At 68.3% G+C, this 17318-nt stretch carries 17 protein-coding genes; 14 read left to right on the top strand and 3 right to left on the bottom strand.

Features of this window, described 5'->3' with window-relative positions; translation table 11 throughout:
• Nucleotides 1-104 precede the first annotated feature (104 nt).
• On the bottom strand, nt 105-1364 hold the full coding sequence (tyrS, locus tag AC1PZ7_RS16430; protein ID WP_482356276.1) for a tyrosine--tRNA ligase: 1260 nt from the start codon (nt 1362-1364) through the stop codon (nt 105-107).
• Nucleotides 1365-1517: 153 nt separating this feature from the next.
• On the opposite strand from tyrS, the gene AC1PZ7_RS16425 reads away from it, so the two are divergent.
• Both AC1PZ7_RS16425 and AC1PZ7_RS16420 read left to right on the top strand, forming a co-directional pair.
• Nucleotides 1518-2669, top strand: coding sequence for an anhydro-N-acetylmuramic acid kinase (locus tag AC1PZ7_RS16425; protein ID WP_482356275.1), 1152 nt, complete (start codon nt 1518-1520; stop codon nt 2667-2669).
• Nucleotides 2670-2907: 238 nt separating this feature from the next.
• Nucleotides 2908-3276 carry a hypothetical protein gene (locus AC1PZ7_RS16420; RefSeq protein ID WP_482356274.1) on the top strand — a complete coding sequence of 123 codons (369 nt, stop codon included), beginning with the start codon at nt 2908-2910 and terminating at the stop codon, nt 3274-3276.
• Between the two features lie 76 nt (nt 3277-3352).
• Here AC1PZ7_RS16420 and AC1PZ7_RS16415 read toward each other — a convergent pair whose 3' ends face one another.
• Nucleotides 3353-4018, bottom strand: coding sequence for an alpha/beta hydrolase (locus AC1PZ7_RS16415; protein WP_482356273.1), 666 nt, complete (start codon nt 4016-4018; stop codon nt 3353-3355).
• Between the two features lie 337 nt (nt 4019-4355).
• Here AC1PZ7_RS16415 and AC1PZ7_RS16410 point away from each other — a divergent pair, with 337 nt between their 5' ends.
• The 9 genes from AC1PZ7_RS16410 (at nt 4356) to AC1PZ7_RS16370 (ending at nt 12529) form a co-directional block, all read left to right on the top strand.
• Complete coding sequence (locus AC1PZ7_RS16410; RefSeq protein WP_482356272.1) at nt 4356-5525, top strand: cysteine desulfurase family protein; 1170 nt, start codon at nt 4356-4358, stop codon at nt 5523-5525.
• A 114-nt stretch (nt 5526-5639) separates the two neighbouring features.
• Nucleotides 5640-7112: a Fe-S cluster assembly protein SufB gene (gene sufB, locus AC1PZ7_RS16405; protein WP_482356271.1), complete on the top strand. Its 1473-nt coding sequence runs from the start codon at nt 5640-5642 to the stop codon at nt 7110-7112.
• 138 nt (nt 7113-7250) lie between these two features.
• A complete protein-coding gene (gene sufC, locus AC1PZ7_RS16400; protein ID WP_482359660.1) occupies nt 7251-8009 on the top strand; it encodes a Fe-S cluster assembly ATPase SufC in 759 nt (252 codons plus the stop codon).
• Between the two features lie 10 nt (nt 8010-8019).
• A complete protein-coding gene (gene sufD / locus AC1PZ7_RS16395; protein WP_482356270.1) occupies nt 8020-9333 on the top strand; it encodes a Fe-S cluster assembly protein SufD in 1314 nt (437 codons plus the stop codon).
• Nucleotides 9334-9485: 152 nt separating this feature from the next.
• Complete coding sequence (locus tag AC1PZ7_RS16390) at nt 9486-10742, top strand: cysteine desulfurase (protein ID WP_482356269.1); 1257 nt, start codon at nt 9486-9488, stop codon at nt 10740-10742.
• Complete coding sequence (locus AC1PZ7_RS16385) at nt 10739-11128, top strand: SUF system Fe-S cluster assembly protein (protein ID WP_482356268.1); 390 nt, start codon at nt 10739-10741, stop codon at nt 11126-11128. The genes AC1PZ7_RS16390 and AC1PZ7_RS16385 overlap by 4 nt, the downstream gene beginning before the upstream one ends.
• 6 nt (nt 11129-11134) lie before the next feature.
• Nucleotides 11135-11566, top strand: coding sequence for a VOC family protein (locus tag AC1PZ7_RS16380; protein WP_482356267.1), 432 nt, complete (start codon nt 11135-11137; stop codon nt 11564-11566).
• A gap of 184 nt (nt 11567-11750) precedes the next feature.
• The gene (sufA, locus tag AC1PZ7_RS16375) at nt 11751-12137 is read left to right on the top strand and encodes a Fe-S cluster assembly scaffold SufA (protein ID WP_482356266.1); all 387 of its coding nucleotides are present in this window, start codon (nt 11751-11753) and stop codon (nt 12135-12137) included.
• A 14-nt stretch (nt 12138-12151) separates the two neighbouring features.
• Entirely contained in the window at nt 12152-12529 is a 378-nt protein-coding gene (locus tag AC1PZ7_RS16370; protein WP_482356265.1) for a TfoX/Sxy family protein, read from the top strand.
• Here AC1PZ7_RS16370 and AC1PZ7_RS16365 read toward each other — a convergent pair.
• Nucleotides 12516-14093, bottom strand: coding sequence for a DEAD/DEAH box helicase (locus tag AC1PZ7_RS16365; RefSeq protein ID WP_482356264.1), 1578 nt, complete (start codon nt 14091-14093; stop codon nt 12516-12518). The two genes, AC1PZ7_RS16370 and AC1PZ7_RS16365, sit on opposite strands and share 14 nt — an antisense overlap.
• 235 nt (nt 14094-14328) lie before the next feature.
• On the opposite strand from AC1PZ7_RS16365, the gene AC1PZ7_RS16360 reads away from it, so the two are divergent.
• From AC1PZ7_RS16360 to AC1PZ7_RS16350, 3 genes are all read left to right on the top strand, one after another.
• Entirely contained in the window at nt 14329-14805 is a 477-nt protein-coding gene (locus tag AC1PZ7_RS16360; protein WP_482356263.1) for a GreA/GreB family elongation factor, read from the top strand.
• Nucleotides 14806-14810: 5 nt separating this feature from the next.
• Entirely contained in the window at nt 14811-15443 is a 633-nt protein-coding gene (locus AC1PZ7_RS16355; RefSeq protein WP_482356262.1) for a LysE family translocator, read from the top strand.
• A gap of 72 nt (nt 15444-15515) precedes the next feature.
• Entirely contained in the window at nt 15516-17294 is a 1779-nt protein-coding gene (locus AC1PZ7_RS16350) for a glycosyltransferase family 2 protein (RefSeq protein WP_482356261.1), read from the top strand.
• Nucleotides 17295-17318 lie beyond the last annotated feature (24 nt).

The raw sequence follows: 17318 nt of genomic DNA, 5'->3' as shown, positions 1-17318 counted from the left end.
GGGGCGCTGCCCGATGGCGGTGCGATCCCGGATCGGTCTTGCGGCCGTCCGGGATGACGGCGAGGGCAGGCGCCGCGTGGGCCGAGGCGCCCGTGAGGTTGCCCTCACACCGGCTTCAGCAGGACATGCTTCTTCTTGCCGAGCGAGAGCTTGATGACGCCCTCCGGCGTGAGGTCGCGCTCGGTCAGCACGGCCTTCTCGTCGCTCACGGTGGCGTCGTTCACCTTCAGCCCGCCGCCCTTGATCTGGCGCCGCGCCTCGCCATTGGAGGCGACGAGGCCGCTCTTCTCGGCGAAGGCGGCCAGCACGCCGATTCCCGCCGCCAATTCGGCCGCCGGCACGTTGATGGTCGGCAGGTCGGCGGCGATGCCGCCTTCCTCGAAGGTCTTGCGCGCCGTCTCCGCCGCCGCTTCCGCCGCCGCGCGGCCGTGCAAAAGGGCGGTGATCTCGGTGGCGAGGATCTTCTTCACCTCGTTGATGGCCGAGCCCTTCGCCTCCTGCGCCAGTCGGGCGATCTCGTCCATCGGCAGGGTGGTGTAGAGCTTGAGGAAGCGCGCGACGTCGGCGTCCTCGGTGTTGCGCCAGTACTGCCAGAACTCATAGGGGCCGAGCATGTCGGCGTTCAGCCACACGGCGCCGTTCACCGACTTGCCCATCTTGGCGCCGGAGGCGGTGGTGAGCAGCGGCGAGGTCAGCGCGTAGAGCTGCGGCGTGCCCATGCGGTGGCCGAGATCGATGCCGTTGACGATGTTGCCCCATTGGTCGGAACCGCCCATCTGCAGGCGCACGCCGTAGCGCCTGGACAGTTCCACGAAGTCGTAGGCCTGCAGGATCATGTAGTTGAATTCGAGGAAGGACAGCGACTGCTCGCGCTCCAGCCGCGTCTTCACGCTGTCGAAGGACAGCATGCGGTTGACCGAGAAATGCCGGCCGACATCGCGCAGGAATTCGAGGTAGTTGAGCCCGCGCAGCCATTCGGCGTTGTTGATCATCAGCGCGTCGGCAGGGCCCTCGCCATAGGTGAGGTAGTTCGAGAATACGCGCTTGATCGAAGCGATGTTGGCCTCGATGGTGTCGACGGTCATGAGCTGGCGCGCCTCGTCCTTGAAGGACGGGTCGCCGACCATGCCGGTGCCGCCGCCCATGAGGGAGACTGCGCGATGGCCGGTCCGCTGCAACCAGTGCAGCATCATGATCTGGATCAGCCCGCCCGCATGCAGGCTCGGTGCCGTCGGATCGAAGCCGATATAGGCCGTGACCGTTTCCTTCGCGAAGAGCTCGTCGAGGCCCTGTTCATCGGAAATCTGATGAATGAAGCCGCGCTCATGGAGGGTGCGGAGGAAATCGGATTTGAACGTGCTCATCTCGGGCCTGCGGGCGTCAACGCCATGTTAGGAACGGGCATATCAGTTTGCGGTGTCGCGAACGCGCCGCCCGCTGGGGCGAATGCGTTCGCGGCGCATGTAACAGTTTCGCGCGACAAACGCACCCCAGGCCGGCGCAGGCGAGGAAGTACGATGTCCCACCCCGTCAAGGCGATCGGCCTGATGAGCGGCACCTCGCTCGACGGCGTGGATGTCGCCCTGATCGAAACCGACGGCGAGAGCGTCGCCGCCTTCGGTCCGGCGCTCACCTCCGCCTATGGCGAGGACGACCGCGCGCTGTTCGTCGCGGCGCTGGAAGAGGCGCGCACGCTCACCGACCGCGATGCCCGCCCCGGCGTGCTGGCCGCCGCCGAGGCGCGGCTGACGGCGCGCCACGCGCAGGCTCTGGCCGATTTCTTCGAGCAATATCCAAGGCATAAGGATGTCGCCGTCATCGGCTTTCACGGCCAGACCGTGCTGCACCGGCCGGAGAGCCGCCTCACCGTGCAGATCGGCGACGGGCCGGCGCTGGCGCGGGCGGCGCGCGCGCTGACCGGCGCGCCGGGCCCCACGCTGGTCTACGACCTGCGCGCGGCGGATGTCGCCGCCGGCGGGCAGGGGGCGCCGCTGGTGCCGGTCTATCACCGGGCGCTGGCGCGGGGGCTGCCGCTCGCCGCGCCCTTGCTGGTGCTCAATCTCGGCGGCGTCGCCAACATCACCTTCATCGACGGCGAGGCCGACCCGATCGCCTGCGATACGGGCCCCGCCAATGCGCTGATCGACGACTTCATGGCCGTGCGCACGGGCGTGCCGCTCGACCGCGACGGGGCGGCGGCGGCGGCGGGCACGGTCGATGAGGCGGCGCTGGCGCGGCTTCTGGAGCATCCCTTCTTCACGCGGCGTCCGCCTAAATCATTGGACCGAAACGACTTTAACGAATGGGTCGCGGCGCGGGCGGGGCTCGACACGCTCTCTGTCGAGGATGGCGCCGCCACGCTGACCGCGCTCACGGCCGCCTGTGTCGGGGCCGCTCTCGCCTGGCTTCCCAGGCGCCCCGTCCTGCTGGTCGCGGCCGGCGGCGGCGCCCATAACCCCACCCTCCTGCGCGTCCTGGGCGAGCGGCTGGGGCTTTCCGTCCAGACGGCGGACGCGGTCGGCTGGTCCACCGATGCGCTGGAGGCGCAGGCCTTCGCCTTCCTCGCGGTGCGGGCGCTCAGGGGCTTGCCGCTGAGCTTTCCGACCACGACGGGCGTGCCGTCGCCGATGTCGGGCGGGGTCATCGACCGCCCCGCACCGACTGCATGAGCTGCTGCATCGTCAAGCTGCAGAACGCCCCGGCCTGCAGCGAAACTGAAGGCAATGTTCAATAAAATTGAAATTCAAAACAGAATGTCGCAGTATTCCTGAAACGCATTAGTGCGATGCAAAATCGTATGATGCGGTGCACAATATTCCATGTAGTTTGACGGCTCCCGGAAGTCCGGCTCGCCAGGCAGGCAGCTTCCCCTTCAACACGCCTGGACAGAAACTTGGAGCCTTCGAGATGCGCAGCCTCAGCCGCGATATCCTGCCGCTCGCCGTCGCCGGCGGCCTCATCGCCGTCGCCGTCATCGCCCCCGTCCGCGCCGCCGACAAGGCGGCGGGCCTGCGTCCCGGCACGGCCCAGACGATCCAGATCGGTTACGTCTCCGGCGTCGCCTATTACACCGCCGAGAACGACGGCTACCATGTGGTCGCCACGCTCAGCGTGGCCGGTGGTGCGCCGGTGCGTGTCGCCGCCACGCTTCAGCCGGAACAGGTGGTGAAGGTGTCGGTGCCCGGCGCGGTCGAAACCGCCGAGAGCGCCGTCCAGATCGCCCGTCGCGGCGACACGGTGATGGTCACCAACCCGGCCCGCCTCGTGCTCAACTGAGCCTCTTCTCCTCCCCCACGACGTAAAAAGCCCGGCGCAAGCGCCGGGCTTTTTGTTTGCCGGGAAGGCGCGCCGCTCAGGCGGCGCTGGTCTTCTTGGCGGTCTCCGGCAGGCGCTTGTCGAGATAGGCGCCGATGACCTCCATCAGATCGTCCGTCTTGCCGTCGAAGAAGTGGTTGGCGCCCGGCACGGTCTGCTGGTCGATGACGATGCCCTTCTGCGTCTTCAGCTTCTCGACGAGGCCGGTGACGGCGGAGAAGGGCACGACCGCGTCCTTGTCGCCATGCACGAACAGGCCCGAGGACGGGCAGGGGGCAAGGAAGGAGAAGTCGTAGAGGTTGGCCGGCGCGGCGATGGAGATGAAGCCCTCCACCTCGGGACGGCGCATCAGCAGCTGCATGCCGATCCAGGCGCCGAAGGAGAAGCCGGCGATCCAGCAGGCGCGCGCGTCCGGGTTGATCGACTGTGCCCAGTCGAGCGCAGCGGCGGCATCCGCCAGCTCGCCCTGGCCGTGATCGAACGTGCCCTGCGAGCGGCCGACGCCGCGGAAGTTGAAGCGCAGCGTCGAGAAACCCCGGTTCACGAACTGGTAGTAGAGGTTGTAGACAACCGGGTTGTTCATCGTGCCGCCGAACTGCGGATGCGGATGCAGGATGATGGCGATGGGCGCATGACGCGCCTTGGCCGGCTGGTAGCGGCCTTCGAGCCGCCCCTTCTCGCCGGTGAAGATGACCTCAGGCATGAAGTTCGTGACCTTGGATGCGGCGGGGCAAGGCTAAATCCGTCCAGGAGGGCCAGCGAACGTGCGTCCGGCGTGGGTCCGAGGGGACAGCCTCACCGCATGCGCCTTGACGACATAGGGTTGTGGCCCTAACTTATTAGAATAATTCTAATATTCAACGTCGGGTTGCGGTGGCTTCGCATTCAACCTGCGCGCCCGGTTCGCCCTTCGAAGAAGACAGGACGCCAAGCTATGCCGGAGCCTGCCTGAATTTGCAAGCATATAGCGGAAAGGGCGGGCAGACTGCGCGATGGTTTCCTATATAGGGAGCGGTCGCCGAACTTCGAGCCCCGAAAACATGATCGAACGTACCTATCTCGACCATAACGCCACCTCGCCCGTCCGGCCGGAGGCCCGCGCGGCGCTGATCGACGCGCTCGACGCGACCGGAAACGGCTCGTCGGTGCATGGCGAGGGGCGGGCGGCGCGGGCGATGATCGATCTGGCGCGCGGGCGCGTGGCGGCGCTGGTCGGAGCCGATCCGCGCGGGGTGGTCTTCACCTCCTGCGGCACCGAGGCCGACACGCTGGCGCTGACTCCCGACTTCCGGCGCGGCGAGACCCCCGTCATCTGCGACGTCCTTCTGGCGAGCGCGGTGGAGCACGCCGCCGTGCTGCAGGGCCATCGCTTCCCGGCCGAGCGGGTGGAAATGCTGCCGGTCGATGCGCGCGGGCGCGTGCGGCTCGACGCGCTCGATGCGGCGCTGGAGCGCCATGCGGCGGCCGGGCGTCGCGCGCTGGTCTCGGTGATGCTCGCGAACAACGAGACCGGCGTGATCCAGCCGGTGGCCGAAGTGGCGCGGCGCGCCCATGCCCATGGGGCGCTGGTGCACACCGACGCCGTGCAGGCGGCCGGTCGCATGAAGCTGTCGCTGGCCGCGCTCGGCGTCGACCTGATGTCGGTGTCGGCGCACAAGCTGGGCGGCGCGCCGGGGGCGGGCGCGCTCATCATGGCCGATCCCGATCTGCGTCCCGCGCCGGTGTTCGCCGGCGGCGGCCAGGAGCGCGGGCGGCGCGCCGGCAGCGAGAACGTTCCCGCCATCATCGCTTTCGGCGCGGCGGCAAAGTGCGCGGCGGATTGTGTGGAAGCCGACGCGATGCGCATCGATGTCTTGCGCGCGCGGCTTGAAGACGCTCTAAGGTGCGAGTTCCCCGAACTCGTCCTGCTCGTCGGCGACGTCGATCGGTTGCCGAACACATCGTGCTTCGCGCTTCCGGGCGTGCCGGCCGAGACGATCGTGATCGCGCTCGATCTGGCCGGCGTGGCGGTGAGCGCCGGCGCGGCCTGCTCGTCGGGCAAGGTGGCGGCCTCGCATGTGCTGGGCGCCATGGGCGTTCCCGAGCGCATCGCGCGCGCGGCGATCCGGCTGTCCTTCGGCTGGTCGAGCGGGGAAGAGGATGTCGACCGGGCACTCGGCGCGTTCCGCCGGGTTCTGCCGGGTCTTCTGCGTCGCCGCGCGGCGGCGTGACGAGAACGGACCGCGCGCGCGGTCCATAAGGCACAAGCGGGCGCCCGGCGCGCGCTTGTGAGAGATTGACCTGACCCGCGGGCCTTGACCCCGCGTGGGAGAGGAGATGAGACGATGCCGGCCGTACAAGAGACAGTGGACCAGGTCCGCTCCATAGATGTCGATCAGTACAAGTACGGGTTCTTCACCGATATCGAGTCCGAGAAGGCCCCGAAGGGCCTGACCGAGGATACGGTGCGCTTCATTTCGGCCAAGAAGGACGAGCCGGAATGGATGCTGGAATGGCGGCTGGAGGCGTTCCGCCGCTGGCAGACCATGCGCGAGCCGGATTGGGCGCGGGTGAGCTACCCCCCGATCGACTACCAGGAGCTCTATTACTATTCCGCGCCGAAGCGGCCGAGCCAGCTGTCGATCGACGACATCGACCCGGAGATTCTCGCGACCTATGAGAAGCTCGGCATTCCGCTGCGCGAGCGCGACGCGCTGCTCGGCATCGCGAGCGGCGGCGCCCGGGTGGCGGTCGACGCGGTGTTCGACAGCGTCTCGGTGGCGACCACCTTCAAGGAGGAGCTTGCGCGGGCCGGCGTGATCTTCATGCCGATCTCCGAGGCCATCCGCGCGTACCCCGATCTGGTGAAGAAGTATCTCGGCTCGGTGGTGCCGGTGACGGACAACTACTTCGCCACGCTGAACTCGGCGGTGTTCTCCGACGGCTCCTTCGTCTACGTGCCCAAGGGCGTGCGCTGCCCGATGGAGCTGTCGACCTATTTCCGCATCAACGAGCGCAACACCGGCCAGTTCGAGCGCACGCTGATCATCGCCGACGAGGGCGCCTATGTGAGCTACCTCGAAGGCTGCACGGCCCCTCAGCGCGACGAGAACCAGCTGCACGCCGCCGTGGTCGAGCTGGTCGCGCTGGCCGACGCCGAGATCAAGTACTCGACGGTGCAGAACTGGTACCCCGGCGACAAGGACGGCAAGGGCGGCATCTACAACTTCGTCACCAAGCGCGGCGACTGCCGCGGCGACCGCTCCAAGATCTCCTGGACCCAGGTCGAGACCGGCTCGGCGATCACCTGGAAGTACCCGAGCTGCATCCTGCGAGGCGACAATTCGCAGGGCGAGTTCTACTCGATCGCCATCTCGAACGGCTACCAGCAGGTCGACAGCGGCACCAAGATGATCCATCTGGGCAAGAACACGTCCAGCCGCATCATCTCCAAGGGCATCGCCGCCGGCCACTCGGACAACACCTATCGCGGTCTGGTCTCGGCCCACCGCAAGGCGACGGGCGCGCGCAACTTCACCAATTGCGACAGCCTGCTCATCGGCGACAAGTGCGGCGCGCACACCGTGCCCTACATCGAGTCGAAGAACTCTTCCGCCCAGTTCGAGCACGAGGCGACCACCTCGAAGATCTCCGACGACCAGCTGTTCTACTGCCGCCAGCGCGGGCTCGACCCCGAAGAGGCGACGGCGCTGATCGTCAACGGCTTCGTCAAGGACGTGCTCCAGCAACTGCCGATGGAGTTCGCCGTCGAGGCGCAGAAGCTGATCGCGGTGAGCCTCGAAGGCTCGGTGGGCTAAGCCCCCGCGACGCAATCGTCATCCCGGACACGGCACAGCCGTGAGCCGGGATCGTCATCAGAACTTTCGCGCGATCCCGGCTCTCCGCTCCGCTTCGGCCGGGATGACGTGCTGGAAAATGGAACGACTGACATGGCCATGCTCGACATCGACAACCTGCACGCCAAGATCGACGGCGACGAGGGCAAGGAAATCCTCAAGGGGCTCTCGCTGAAGGTGAACCCCGGCGAGGTGCACGCCATCATGGGGCCGAACGGCTCCGGCAAGTCGACGCTCTCCTACATCCTCGCCGGCAAGGAGGACTATGAGGTCACCGACGGCTCGGTGACGCTCGACGGCGAGGACCTGCTGGAGATGGAGATCGACGAGCGCGCCGCGAAGGGCGTGTTCCTCGCCTTCCAGTACCCGGTCGAGGTGCCCGGCGTCGCCACCATGACCTTCCTGCGCTCGGCGCTGAACGCGCAGCGCAAGAAGCGCGGCGAGGAGGAAATCTCCACCCCGGACTTCCTGCGCCTGGTGAAGGACAAGGCCGCCAGGCTCGGCATCAGCCAGGACATGCTGCGGCGCGGCGTCAATGTCGGCTTCTCCGGTGGCGAGAAGAAGCGCGCCGAGATCCTGCAGATGGCCGTTCTGGAGCCGAAGCTGTGCGTGCTCGACGAGACCGATTCCGGCCTCGACATCGACGCGCTGAAGGTGGTCTCCGAGGGCGTCAACGCGCTGCGCTCGCCCGACCGGGCGATGATCGTCATCACCCATTATCAGCGCCTGCTGAACCACATCGTGCCGGATTTCGTGCACGTCATGAACAAGGGCCGCATCGTGCGCTCGGGCGGCAAGGAGCTGGCGCTGGAACTCGAAGCCAATGGCTATGCCGAGTACCAGCAGGACGCGGCGTGAGGTGGATGACATGAACGCCGACATCCGTCCGATCCGGACTCCCGCCGAGCAGGCGCTGGTCGCCTCGCTCAGCGGACTGCCGGCCGGTGGCGACCGGCTGGCCGATCTGCGCCGCGCCGCCGCCCGCAGCTTCGAGGCAAACGGCCTGCCGCACCGGCGGGTCGAGGAGTGGAAGTACACCGACCTGCGCACGCTGATGCGCGAGGCCGTGCCGGTCGCCGGCACGGCCGCCGTGGCGGTGGCCGACGCCCGCGCGCGCCTGCTGCGCGGCGTCGAGGCGCGCCGCATCGTCGTCGCCAATGGCGCGGTGGTCGAGGAATTGTCCGATCTCGCCGGTCTGGAGGAGGGGCTGAGCCTCACCACGCTCGCGGCGGCTGTCGCCTCGGGCGACGAGGTGCTGAGCCGTCTCGGCGGCATCCTGCCGGGCCGCTACGACGCCGCGCTGGCGCTGAACACCGCGCTGGCCGGCGACGGCGTCGTCATCACCGTGGCGCCCGGCGCCCGGATCGAGCGGCCGGTGCATGTGGCGCATGTCTTCGCCGGCGATGCGGCGGCGGCGAGCTATGCCCGCTCGCTGGTCGTGGTCGGCGCCGGTGCGTCCTTCACCTATGCCGAGAGCTTCGAGGGTCCGGAAGGCATCGCCTACCAGGCCAATTCCGCCACCGAATTCGTCGTCGGCGACGAGGCGCATCTCGACGTGGTGCGGCTGCAGGAGGAGGGCGCTTCGGCCTTCCACCTCGCGACCCTGCTGTTCGACGTCGGCCGGCAGGCGCAGGTTCACGCCTTCACCTTCGGCATCGGCGCCGCCGTCGCCCGCACCTCGCTCTACGCGACGCTGTCGGGCGAGGACAGCCATGTCGGCTTCAACGGCGCGACGCTGCTGAAGGGCCGCCAGCACGCGGATTCGACGCTGTTCGTCGACCACCAGGTGCCGGGCTGCGAGAGCCGCGAACTGTTCAAGACGGTGCTCGACGATTCCAGCCGTGGCGTGTTCCAGGGCAAGATCGTCGTCCGCCAGGCGGCGCAGAAGACCGACGGGCGGATGATGAGCCGCGCGCTGGTGCTCGGCGACGAGGCGGAGATGGACAACAAGCCGGAGCTGGAGATCTTCGCCGACGACGTGCAGTGCGGCCATGGCGCCACCTGCGGCGAGATCGACGACGAGCTGCTGTTCTATCTGCGCGCCCGCGGCATTCCGATGAAGGAGGCGCAGAGCCTTCTGGTGCAGGCCTTTGTTGGCGAGGCGGTGGAAACCGTCGAGCATGAAGGGCTGCGCGAGGCGCTGGTCGAGCAGGCCGAAGCCTGGCTCAAGGCGCGGGCGTGAGGCGCTGGTCGCGCCGCCCATCGATGTCGTCATCCCGGACGCGGCGCCGCCGCGATCCGGGATCGTTCGCAGAATAGGGGCCGCTGTCGGCCCGCGATCCCGGCTCTCCGCTTCGCTTCGGCCGGGATGACGCCCTCTGGAGGGGCCGCAACATGACCGAGCCGGTCGCATCCCACCCCGCCGTCGCCAATGGCGGCTATGACGTCGCCCGCGTGCGGCAGGATTTCCCCATCCTGTCCAAGCAGGTCTATGGCAAGCCTCTGGTCTATCTCGACAACGCCGCCTCGGCGCAGAAGCCGGTGCAGGTGCTGGACCGCATGCGCTACGCCTATGAGAACGAGTATTCCAACGTCCATCGCGGCCTGCACTACCTCGCCAATGCGATGACGGAGGCCTATGAGCAGGCGCGCGAGCGCTGCCGCGCCTTCCTCAACGCGCCGACGCTGGAAGAGGTGATCTTCACCCGCTCGGTGACGGGGGCGATCAACCTGGTGGCGTCCTCGCTCGGCCAGTCGATCGGCGAGGGCGACGAGATCGTGCTCTCGATCATGGAGCACCACTCCAACATCGTGCCGTGGAACTATCTGCGCGAACGCAAGGGCGCGGTGATCAAATGGGCGCCGGTGACGGAAGACGGCGCCTTCGACCTCGACGCCTTCAAGGCGCTGCTGACCGAGCGCACCAAGATCGTCGCCATCACCCACATGTCGAACGTGCTCGGCACGGTGACGCCGATCAAGGAGATCGCCCGCCTCGCCCATGAGGTCGGCGCGCTCGTCGTCGTCGACGGCGCGCAAGCCGCCGTGCACATGCCGGTCGACGTGCAGGACCTCGACGTCGATTTCTACGGCGTCACCGGCCACAAGCTCTACGGACCGACCGGCATCGGCGTGCTCTATGGCAAGCGGGCGCTGCTGGAGCGGATGCCGCCCTATGAGGGCGGCGGCGAGATGATCCGCACCGTCACCGAGGACGGCGTCACCTATGGCGAGCCGCCGCACCGCTTCGAGGCGGGTACCCCGCCGATCGTGCAGGCGATCGGCCTCGGTGCGGCGCTGGTCTACATGGAGAGCCTCGGCCGCGAACGGATCGCCGCGCACGAGGCCGCGCTCGGCGCCTATGCCAGGCAGCGGCTGTCGCAGATCAATTCGGTGCAGATCTATGGCGACGCGCCGGGCAAGGGCGCCATCTTCGCCTTCGACGTGAAGGGCGCCCATCCGCACGACATCGCCACCGTCATCGACCGCGCCGGCATCGCCGTGCGCGCCGGCACCCATTGCGCGATGCCGCTTCTGGGGCGATATGGTGTGACAGCGACGTGCCGGGCGTCGTTCGCGCTCTACAACACGCATGAGGAAGTCGACGCTCTCGCCGACGCCCTCATCAAGGCTCAGGATCTGTTCGCATGAGCGAAACCGAAACCCGTGGGAACCATGCCTCGGACGGCCCGAACGTGCCCGCGATCGATTCCGCGATCCCGGCGGACGAACTGGAGCGGCTGACCGACGACATCGTCGCCGCCCTCAAGTCCGTCTACGACCCGGAAATCCCGGTCGACATCTACGAGCTCGGGCTGATCTACAAGGTCGACATCACCGACGACCGGCAGGTCGCGGTGGACATGACGCTGACCACGCCGAACTGCCCCTCCGCCGCCGAGCTTCCCGGCATGGTGGAAGGCGCGGTGGCCGGCGTCGGCGGCGTATCCGGCGTCACCGTCAACCTCACCTTCGACCCGCCCTGGGACCAGGGCCGGATGTCGGAGGAGGCGCGGCTGGCGCTGAACCTCTGGTAGCCGGCGATGGCGGAAGGGAAGGACACGCCGCCGCTCGAAGGCGTGCTGGAGACCGGGCTCTATGTCGACGATCTGGCGCGCGCCCGCGCCTTCTACGAGGGCGTGCTGGGCCTCGTGCCGATGATCGCCGACGACCGCTTCTGCGCCTACAATGCCGGGCCGGCGAGCGTGCTGCTGCTGTTCGCGCGCGGCGGGACGCTGCAGCCGGTGAAGATGGCCGAAGGCACCATTCCCCCGCATGACGGGCATGGCCGGCTGCATTACGCGCTGGCGATACCGGCGGATACCGCCGAACGCTGGTCGGCGCACCTCGCCGCGCGCGGCGTGGCGATCGAAAGCCGGATCGACTGGGACGGCGGCGGCATCAGCCTGTATTTCCGCGATCCCGACGAGAACCTCGTCGAACTCGCCACGCCGGGGCTGTGGCCGAACTACTGAGCCGGATGCCGCCATCCCGGACGGCCGAAGGCCGGTCCGGCATTGTGCAGGAACAGGAGAGCCGGGATGACGGCCAAGCGGGGCTGCTCCGCCGCCTTCGCCCTTGCCGCCGCACCCGACATCCCCCATCTTAAGGGCACCGATCCACCGGCCTTCACCCGGTGTCGATTAGGAGACGACGAAGATGACCCAGCCCCGTTCCCGCCCGTCGGTCATGACGCTTACCGAGGCGGCCGCCGCGCGCGTGCGCTCCATCATGGAGCGTTCCGACAAGCCGGTTGTCGGCCTTCGCGTCGGCGTGAAGAATGGCGGCTGCGCCGGCATGGAGTACACGGTCGAGTTCGCCGAGGAGGCCGGGCGCTTCGACGAGGTCATCGAGGACAAGGGCGTGAAGGTGCTGATCGACCCGAAGGCGATCCTGTACCTGCTCGGCACCGAGATGGATTTCAAGGCCGACAAGCTCTCGGCGCAGTTCGTGTTCAACAACCCGAACCAGACCTCGGCCTGCGGATGCGGCGAGTCGGTCGCCATCACGCCGGTACAGCCCGAGGCGGCGCCCGCCCGCGCCTGAGGGGCGGGCACGCGATGGACGCGGCGGCGATCGCCGACATCTTCGCCACTTTCCGGCCGATACGCTGCCGCCGCATGTTCGGCGGGCTCGGGCTTTTCGTCGATGGGGTGATGTTCGGCCTCGTCGCCGCCGACCGCATCTATCTCAAGACCGATGACGCTTTCGCCCGCGAGCTGGAAGGCCGCGGGTCGGAGCCGTTTGTCTATGAGAAGGGCGGACGGCGCGTGACCATCGCCTACTGGTCGCTGCCGGAGGCCGCCATCGACGATGCCGACGCGGCGGCGGAGCTGGCCGCCCGCGCCGCGCGCATCGCGTTCGCGGCGGCACTCGCCAAGCCGCGCCCGTCCAGAGCGTCGAAGAAGATCGCCGGCGGGCGCGTCAGCCCGCCTTGATCTTCACCGGACGCAGCAGGAAGGCCGGCAGGTGCGAGGTATCGGCCGGCTCGTCCATCGGCGCGCGCTCGCTGCGGCGGTGGGTGAGCGGCGTGACCGGCGCGCGGGCCGGCGCACTGACCGGGGCCGCGGGCTTTTCCTTGCCGCGCTCGCGCGGGCTCGGAGCGGCATCCTGCGTCGCCTCGGTGCTCTTGCCGCGCCGACGTGCCGGCTTGGCCGGGGCAGCCGCCACCGGAGCGGCGGCGACGGTCTCTTCGGCTTCCTCGGCGGGGGCGGCCTTCTCGGCGCCGTCGCGGCGGCGCGCCGGGCGGGCGCCCCTGGCGCGTTCCTCCCGTCCGCCACGCTCCTCGCGTCCACCACCGCGCTCGTCACGTGCGCCGCGCCGATTGCGGTCGGCGCCGCCGCGGGCGCGCGGCTCGGAGGGGGGGAGGGCGTCGAGCGAAGAGCCTTCCATCCAGTCGATGGGGCGGCCGATCAGCTTCTCGATGGCGCCGAGCGACTTCACGTCGGACGGGGTCACCAGGGTGAAGGCGGCGCCGGCACGGCCCGCGCGGCCGGTGCGGCCGATGCGGTGGACGTAGTCTTCCGCGTGGTGCGGCGTGTCGTAGTTGAAGACGTGGCTCACCGCCGGAATGTCGAGACCGCGGGCGGCGACGTCGGAGGCCACCAGCAGGGTCGCCTCGCCGGTGCGGAACTGGTCGAGCGCCTGCATGCGCGAGCGCTGGTCCATGTCGCCGTGCAGGCAGACGGCCTTGTAGCCGTGCCGCAGCAGCGACTTGTGCACCACGGCGACTTCGCTCTTGCGGTTGCAGAAGATGATGCCGTTCTGCAGCGCGTCGGCCTCGTTGATGAGGCGGCGCAGCGTATCGCGCTTCTCGTAGTCCTCCCGGCCCGTCGCGACGAGGAGCTGGGTGATGGTCGAGGCGGTGGAGGAGGGGCGCGAGGCCTCGATCTGCACCGGGTTCGACAGGAACTGCGAGACGAGGCGCTGGATCTCCGGCGGCATGGTCGCCGAGAAGAACAGCGTCTGGCGGGTGAACGGCACCAGCTTGCAGACGCGCTCGATGTCCGGGATGAAGCCCATGTCCAGCATGCGGTCGGCTTCGTCGATGACGAGGATCTCGATGCCGGAGAGCAGCAGGCGGCCACGCTCGACATGGTCGAGCAGCCGGCCCGGCGTGGCGATGAGGATATCGACGCCGCGCAGCAGCTTGGCATCCTGGTCGCCGAAGGAAACGCCGCCGATCAGCAGGGCGACGTTGAGCTTGTGGTTCTTGCCATAGCGCGTGAAGTTCTCCTCGACCTGCGCGGCGAGTTCGCGCGTCGGTTCGAGGATGAGCGTGCGCGGCATGCGGGCACGGGCGCGGCCCTGCTCCAGCAGCGTGAGCATCGGCAGCGTGAAGGCCGCCGTCTTGCCCGTGCCGGTCTGCGCAAGCCCGAGCACGTCGCGCCGGGCGAGAACATGGGGAATGGCCTGCGCCTGGATGGGCGTGGGTTCGGTGTAGCCTGCATCCGCGACGGCCGAGAGCACCTTGTCGCTCAGGCCCAGTTCATTGAAAGGCATCTGGGGTCAATTCTACGGCCGCGCACCGCTCGCCAATTCCCTCGAGCCGTGACCGGGGATGACGGCTTCGTCGTCGCGCGGAGCGCTTCAGTCGGATATAATCGGACGACGCGTTGCACCATAGGCGCAACGCCCGCAAAGTCAACGCATTTCGCCGCTGTCAAGGGTTTTACGGTGCATCCATTTTAGCCGTGCATCTCGACCCCGGCAATGGCGCGGGAAGGCAGGTCGCGCGATGAGCCGCGCATTCGTGAAGGAAGACAGCGGCGCCGACACCTTGCCGGAGCGTCCGGTAAGTTCGAACCGCAACCTGGTGACGCGGCGCGGCCTCGCATTGATCGACGCCGAGCTGGGACGGCAGCGCGAGGCGCTGGCCGCCGCCGGCGCCACGGGGGACCGCGACGCGGTCGCGCGGGCCTCGCGCGAACTGCGCTACTGGTCGGCACGCCGCGCCAATGCCGAGCCGGTCGATCCGCCGCAGGCGGGCGAGGCGATCACCTTCGGCATGGCGGTGACGCTGGAGGACGGCAAGGGCCAGCAGCGGCGTTTCCGCATCGTCGGCGAGGACGAGGCCGATCCGAAGCAGGGGCGCATCGCCTGGGTCTCGCCGGTGGCGCGGGCGCTGACCGGCAAATGGACCGGCGACGAGGTCAGCCTGCCGGGCGGGACGATGGAGATCGCCGCCGTCGACCGGCGGCCGGAGGCGGACTGAGGACCATGCTCATTCCGCTCGAAACGCTGCTCATCTTCGCGCCGGCGGCGCTGGCGCTCAACCTGACGCCCGGCAACGACATGCTGTTCTGCCTCGGGCAGGGCATGCGCTCGGGGCCGCGCGCCGGCATCGCCGCGAGCTTCGGCATCGCCACCGGCGTGTTGCTGCACACGCTGGCGGCCGCGGTGGGGCTTGCGGCGCTGCTGGCCGCCCATCCCGGCGCCTTCGAGGCGATACGCTGGGCGGGCGTGGCCTATCTCGTCTTCCTCGCCGTGCAGGCGTTTCGCGGCTCCGGGCCGCTGGTGTCGCCCGACACCCTTTTCCCGCGCGGCTCGGCCCTGCGGGCCTGGCGCGAGGCGGTGCTGGTGAGCCTGCTCAACCCGAAGGTCGTCGTGTTCGTTCTGGCCTTCCTGCCGCAGTTCGTCGATCCCGCGCGCGGCGGAACCTTCGCGCAGTTCATGCTGCTCGGCATGATCCTGAACGTCGGCGGCACGGTGGTGAACGCGCTGGTCGGCGGTTTCGCCGGCACCCTGGGCCGGTGGCTGGCGCAGCGTCGCGGCCTTGCGGTGCTGTTCCAGCGCCTTACCGGGGTACTTCTACTGGGGCTCGCTGCACGTATTGCCTTGGAGCGGCGTTGACGATCTATTCAACGCCTTCCTATAGGTTGCCTGGTCGCCGCGACATGGGCGAAGCCAAAGGCGCGACGCAGAATGGGCCGACTTAAGAGCCAGGAGATCGAGCAGGTCGAGCAGACGGGGCTGTTCGACAGTGCCTGGTACCTTCAGCAGCATCCCGAGATTTCCGGCCCGCACCGGCGTCCGCTGGAGCATTATCTCGAGATCGGCTGGCGCGAAGGGCATGCGCCGTCACCCTATTTCGACGGCGCCCACTACCTTGCCACCCATGCCGACGTGGCGGCGGCAGACATCAATCCGCTATTGCACTACGCCCTCTGGGGCCGCGCCGAAGGGCGCGCCATACGGGCGCTGCAATGGACCGACGAGGCGGCGGCCGCGGTCGCCTTCTCGGTGATCCTCGCCACCTACAACCGCGCGGGCATCATCGAGGATTCCATCCGCTCGATCCTTGCCCAGACGCATCGCGCCTTCGAGCTGATCATCGTCGACGACGGCTCGACCGACGGCACCGAGCAGCTGCTGCGCGAGCGCTACGCGGCCGAGCTTGCCGAGGGGCGCATCGTCTATATCCGCTTCTCGCGCAATCTCGGCGTGTCGGCGGCCCGCAATGCCGGCCTGCTGGCGGCGTCCAATCCCTGGATCGCCTATGTCGATTCCGACAATGTGGTCGATGCCCGTTTCCTCGACGCCTTCGCCCGGCGCATCGTGGTCAATGACGGGACGCTGACCTACTACGCCCGCTTCCTCCAGGAGAGCGTGCCGCGCATCGTCGGCAAGCCGTTCGACCTCACGGAGCTGCGGCGCAGCAACTACATCGACCTCGGCGTGTTCGTTCATCACGTCGTCTGCTTCCACGAGCTCGGCGGCTTCGACATCAGCCTGCGGCGCCTGGTGGACTGGGACCTGATCCTGAAATACCTGCACCGCCATCCGCCGGCCTTCGTCGGCGAAGTGCTGATGACCTACCGCGACCGCGACAGCGCCAAGCTGGTGCGCATCACCGACCGCGAGGCTGTCACCCTGCCGATGGCGCGCATCCTGCGGCGCTACAATGTGTGCCCGACGGTGACGACCGTCATCGTCTGCTACAACCAGAAGGAGTTCATCGCCCAGGCGATGGAGAGCGCGCTGGCGCAGCGCGGCGACTTCTATCACGACATCGTCGTCGCCGATGACGGCTCGACCGATGGAACGGCCGACATCGTCAAGCGCTATTGCGAGAAGCACAGCTGGCGCATGCGTTCGATCGGCGATGGCGTCAATCGCGGCATTTCCGGCAATTTCCGCCGCGCCTTCGCCTCGGCCGGGGGCGCCTATCTCGCGGTGCTGGAGGGCGACGACTACTGGAGCGACCGCGACAAGATCGCCAGGCAGGTGGCGTTTCTCGAAGAGCATTCCGACTGCTCGATGGTGTTCTCCAAGATCGAGATCGAGACGTCGGGCCGCCGCCGGCGCACGACGCTGGAACGGCAGGACCGCATCCGCAAGAACAAGCTGGACGCGGCGGATTTCCTCGCCGATCCGAGCCTCAACCTGATCGCCAACTTCTCCAGCTGCCTGTTCCGCGCCGACCTGATGAAGGCGCTGCCGAGCGTGCTTTTCCGCCACCGGCTGAGCGAGATGGGGGTCGCCTTCCATCTCGATCGCTTCGGCTCCATCGGCTATATCAACCGGCCGATGAGCGTCTATCGCATGCATGCCCAGGGCGTGTGGACCGGCGCCTCCGCGGAGACGCAGCGCGACAGCGGGCGGCAGGTGCGCGAGGTGGCCAAACTCGTCGCCCGCGACCGCTACAAGCCGCTGCTTCAGGCGATCATCGACAAGAACTACGCGGCGGCGCCACCCGTCTGAACGGCGGCTGCCGGCCCGTGGCGC

The organism is Ancylobacter sp. TW_SC_1 (genome assembly GCF_056836805.1).
This window is presented reverse-complemented; position numbering and strand designations above follow the sequence as displayed.

What these genes read in the sequence shown, in the direction of transcription:
- sufA (WP_482356266.1), top strand. Translation starts at nt 11,751, where the DNA reads ATGACCCAGCCCCGTTCCCGCCCGTCGGTCATGACGCTTACCGAGGCG.
- AC1PZ7_RS16385 (WP_482356268.1), top strand. Translation starts at nt 10,739, where the DNA reads ATGAGCGAAACCGAAACCCGTGGGAACCATGCCTCGGACGGCCCGAAC.
- tyrS (WP_482356276.1), bottom strand. Translation starts at nt 1,364, where the DNA reads ATGAGCACGTTCAAATCCGATTTCCTCCGCACCCTCCATGAGCGCGGC.
- AC1PZ7_RS16350 (WP_482356261.1), top strand. Translation starts at nt 15,516, where the DNA reads ATGGGCCGACTTAAGAGCCAGGAGATCGAGCAGGTCGAGCAGACGGGG.
- AC1PZ7_RS16410 (WP_482356272.1), top strand. Translation starts at nt 4,356, where the DNA reads ATGATCGAACGTACCTATCTCGACCATAACGCCACCTCGCCCGTCCGG.
- AC1PZ7_RS16415 (WP_482356273.1), bottom strand. Translation starts at nt 4,018, where the DNA reads ATGCCTGAGGTCATCTTCACCGGCGAGAAGGGGCGGCTCGAAGGCCGC.
- AC1PZ7_RS16380 (WP_482356267.1), top strand. Translation starts at nt 11,135, where the DNA reads ATGGCGGAAGGGAAGGACACGCCGCCGCTCGAAGGCGTGCTGGAGACC.
- AC1PZ7_RS16425 (WP_482356275.1), top strand. Translation starts at nt 1,518, where the DNA reads ATGTCCCACCCCGTCAAGGCGATCGGCCTGATGAGCGGCACCTCGCTC.
- AC1PZ7_RS16365 (WP_482356264.1), bottom strand. Translation starts at nt 14,093, where the DNA reads ATGCCTTTCAATGAACTGGGCCTGAGCGACAAGGTGCTCTCGGCCGTC.
- sufB (WP_482356271.1), top strand. Translation starts at nt 5,640, where the DNA reads ATGCCGGCCGTACAAGAGACAGTGGACCAGGTCCGCTCCATAGATGTC.
- sufC (WP_482359660.1), top strand. Translation starts at nt 7,251, where the DNA reads ATGCTCGACATCGACAACCTGCACGCCAAGATCGACGGCGACGAGGGC.
- sufD (WP_482356270.1), top strand. Translation starts at nt 8,020, where the DNA reads ATGAACGCCGACATCCGTCCGATCCGGACTCCCGCCGAGCAGGCGCTG.
- AC1PZ7_RS16390 (WP_482356269.1), top strand. Translation starts at nt 9,486, where the DNA reads ATGACCGAGCCGGTCGCATCCCACCCCGCCGTCGCCAATGGCGGCTAT.
- AC1PZ7_RS16355 (WP_482356262.1), top strand. Translation starts at nt 14,811, where the DNA reads ATGCTCATTCCGCTCGAAACGCTGCTCATCTTCGCGCCGGCGGCGCTG.
- AC1PZ7_RS16360 (WP_482356263.1), top strand. Translation starts at nt 14,329, where the DNA reads ATGAGCCGCGCATTCGTGAAGGAAGACAGCGGCGCCGACACCTTGCCG.
- AC1PZ7_RS16420 (WP_482356274.1), top strand. Translation starts at nt 2,908, where the DNA reads ATGCGCAGCCTCAGCCGCGATATCCTGCCGCTCGCCGTCGCCGGCGGC.
- AC1PZ7_RS16370 (WP_482356265.1), top strand. Translation starts at nt 12,152, where the DNA reads ATGGACGCGGCGGCGATCGCCGACATCTTCGCCACTTTCCGGCCGATA.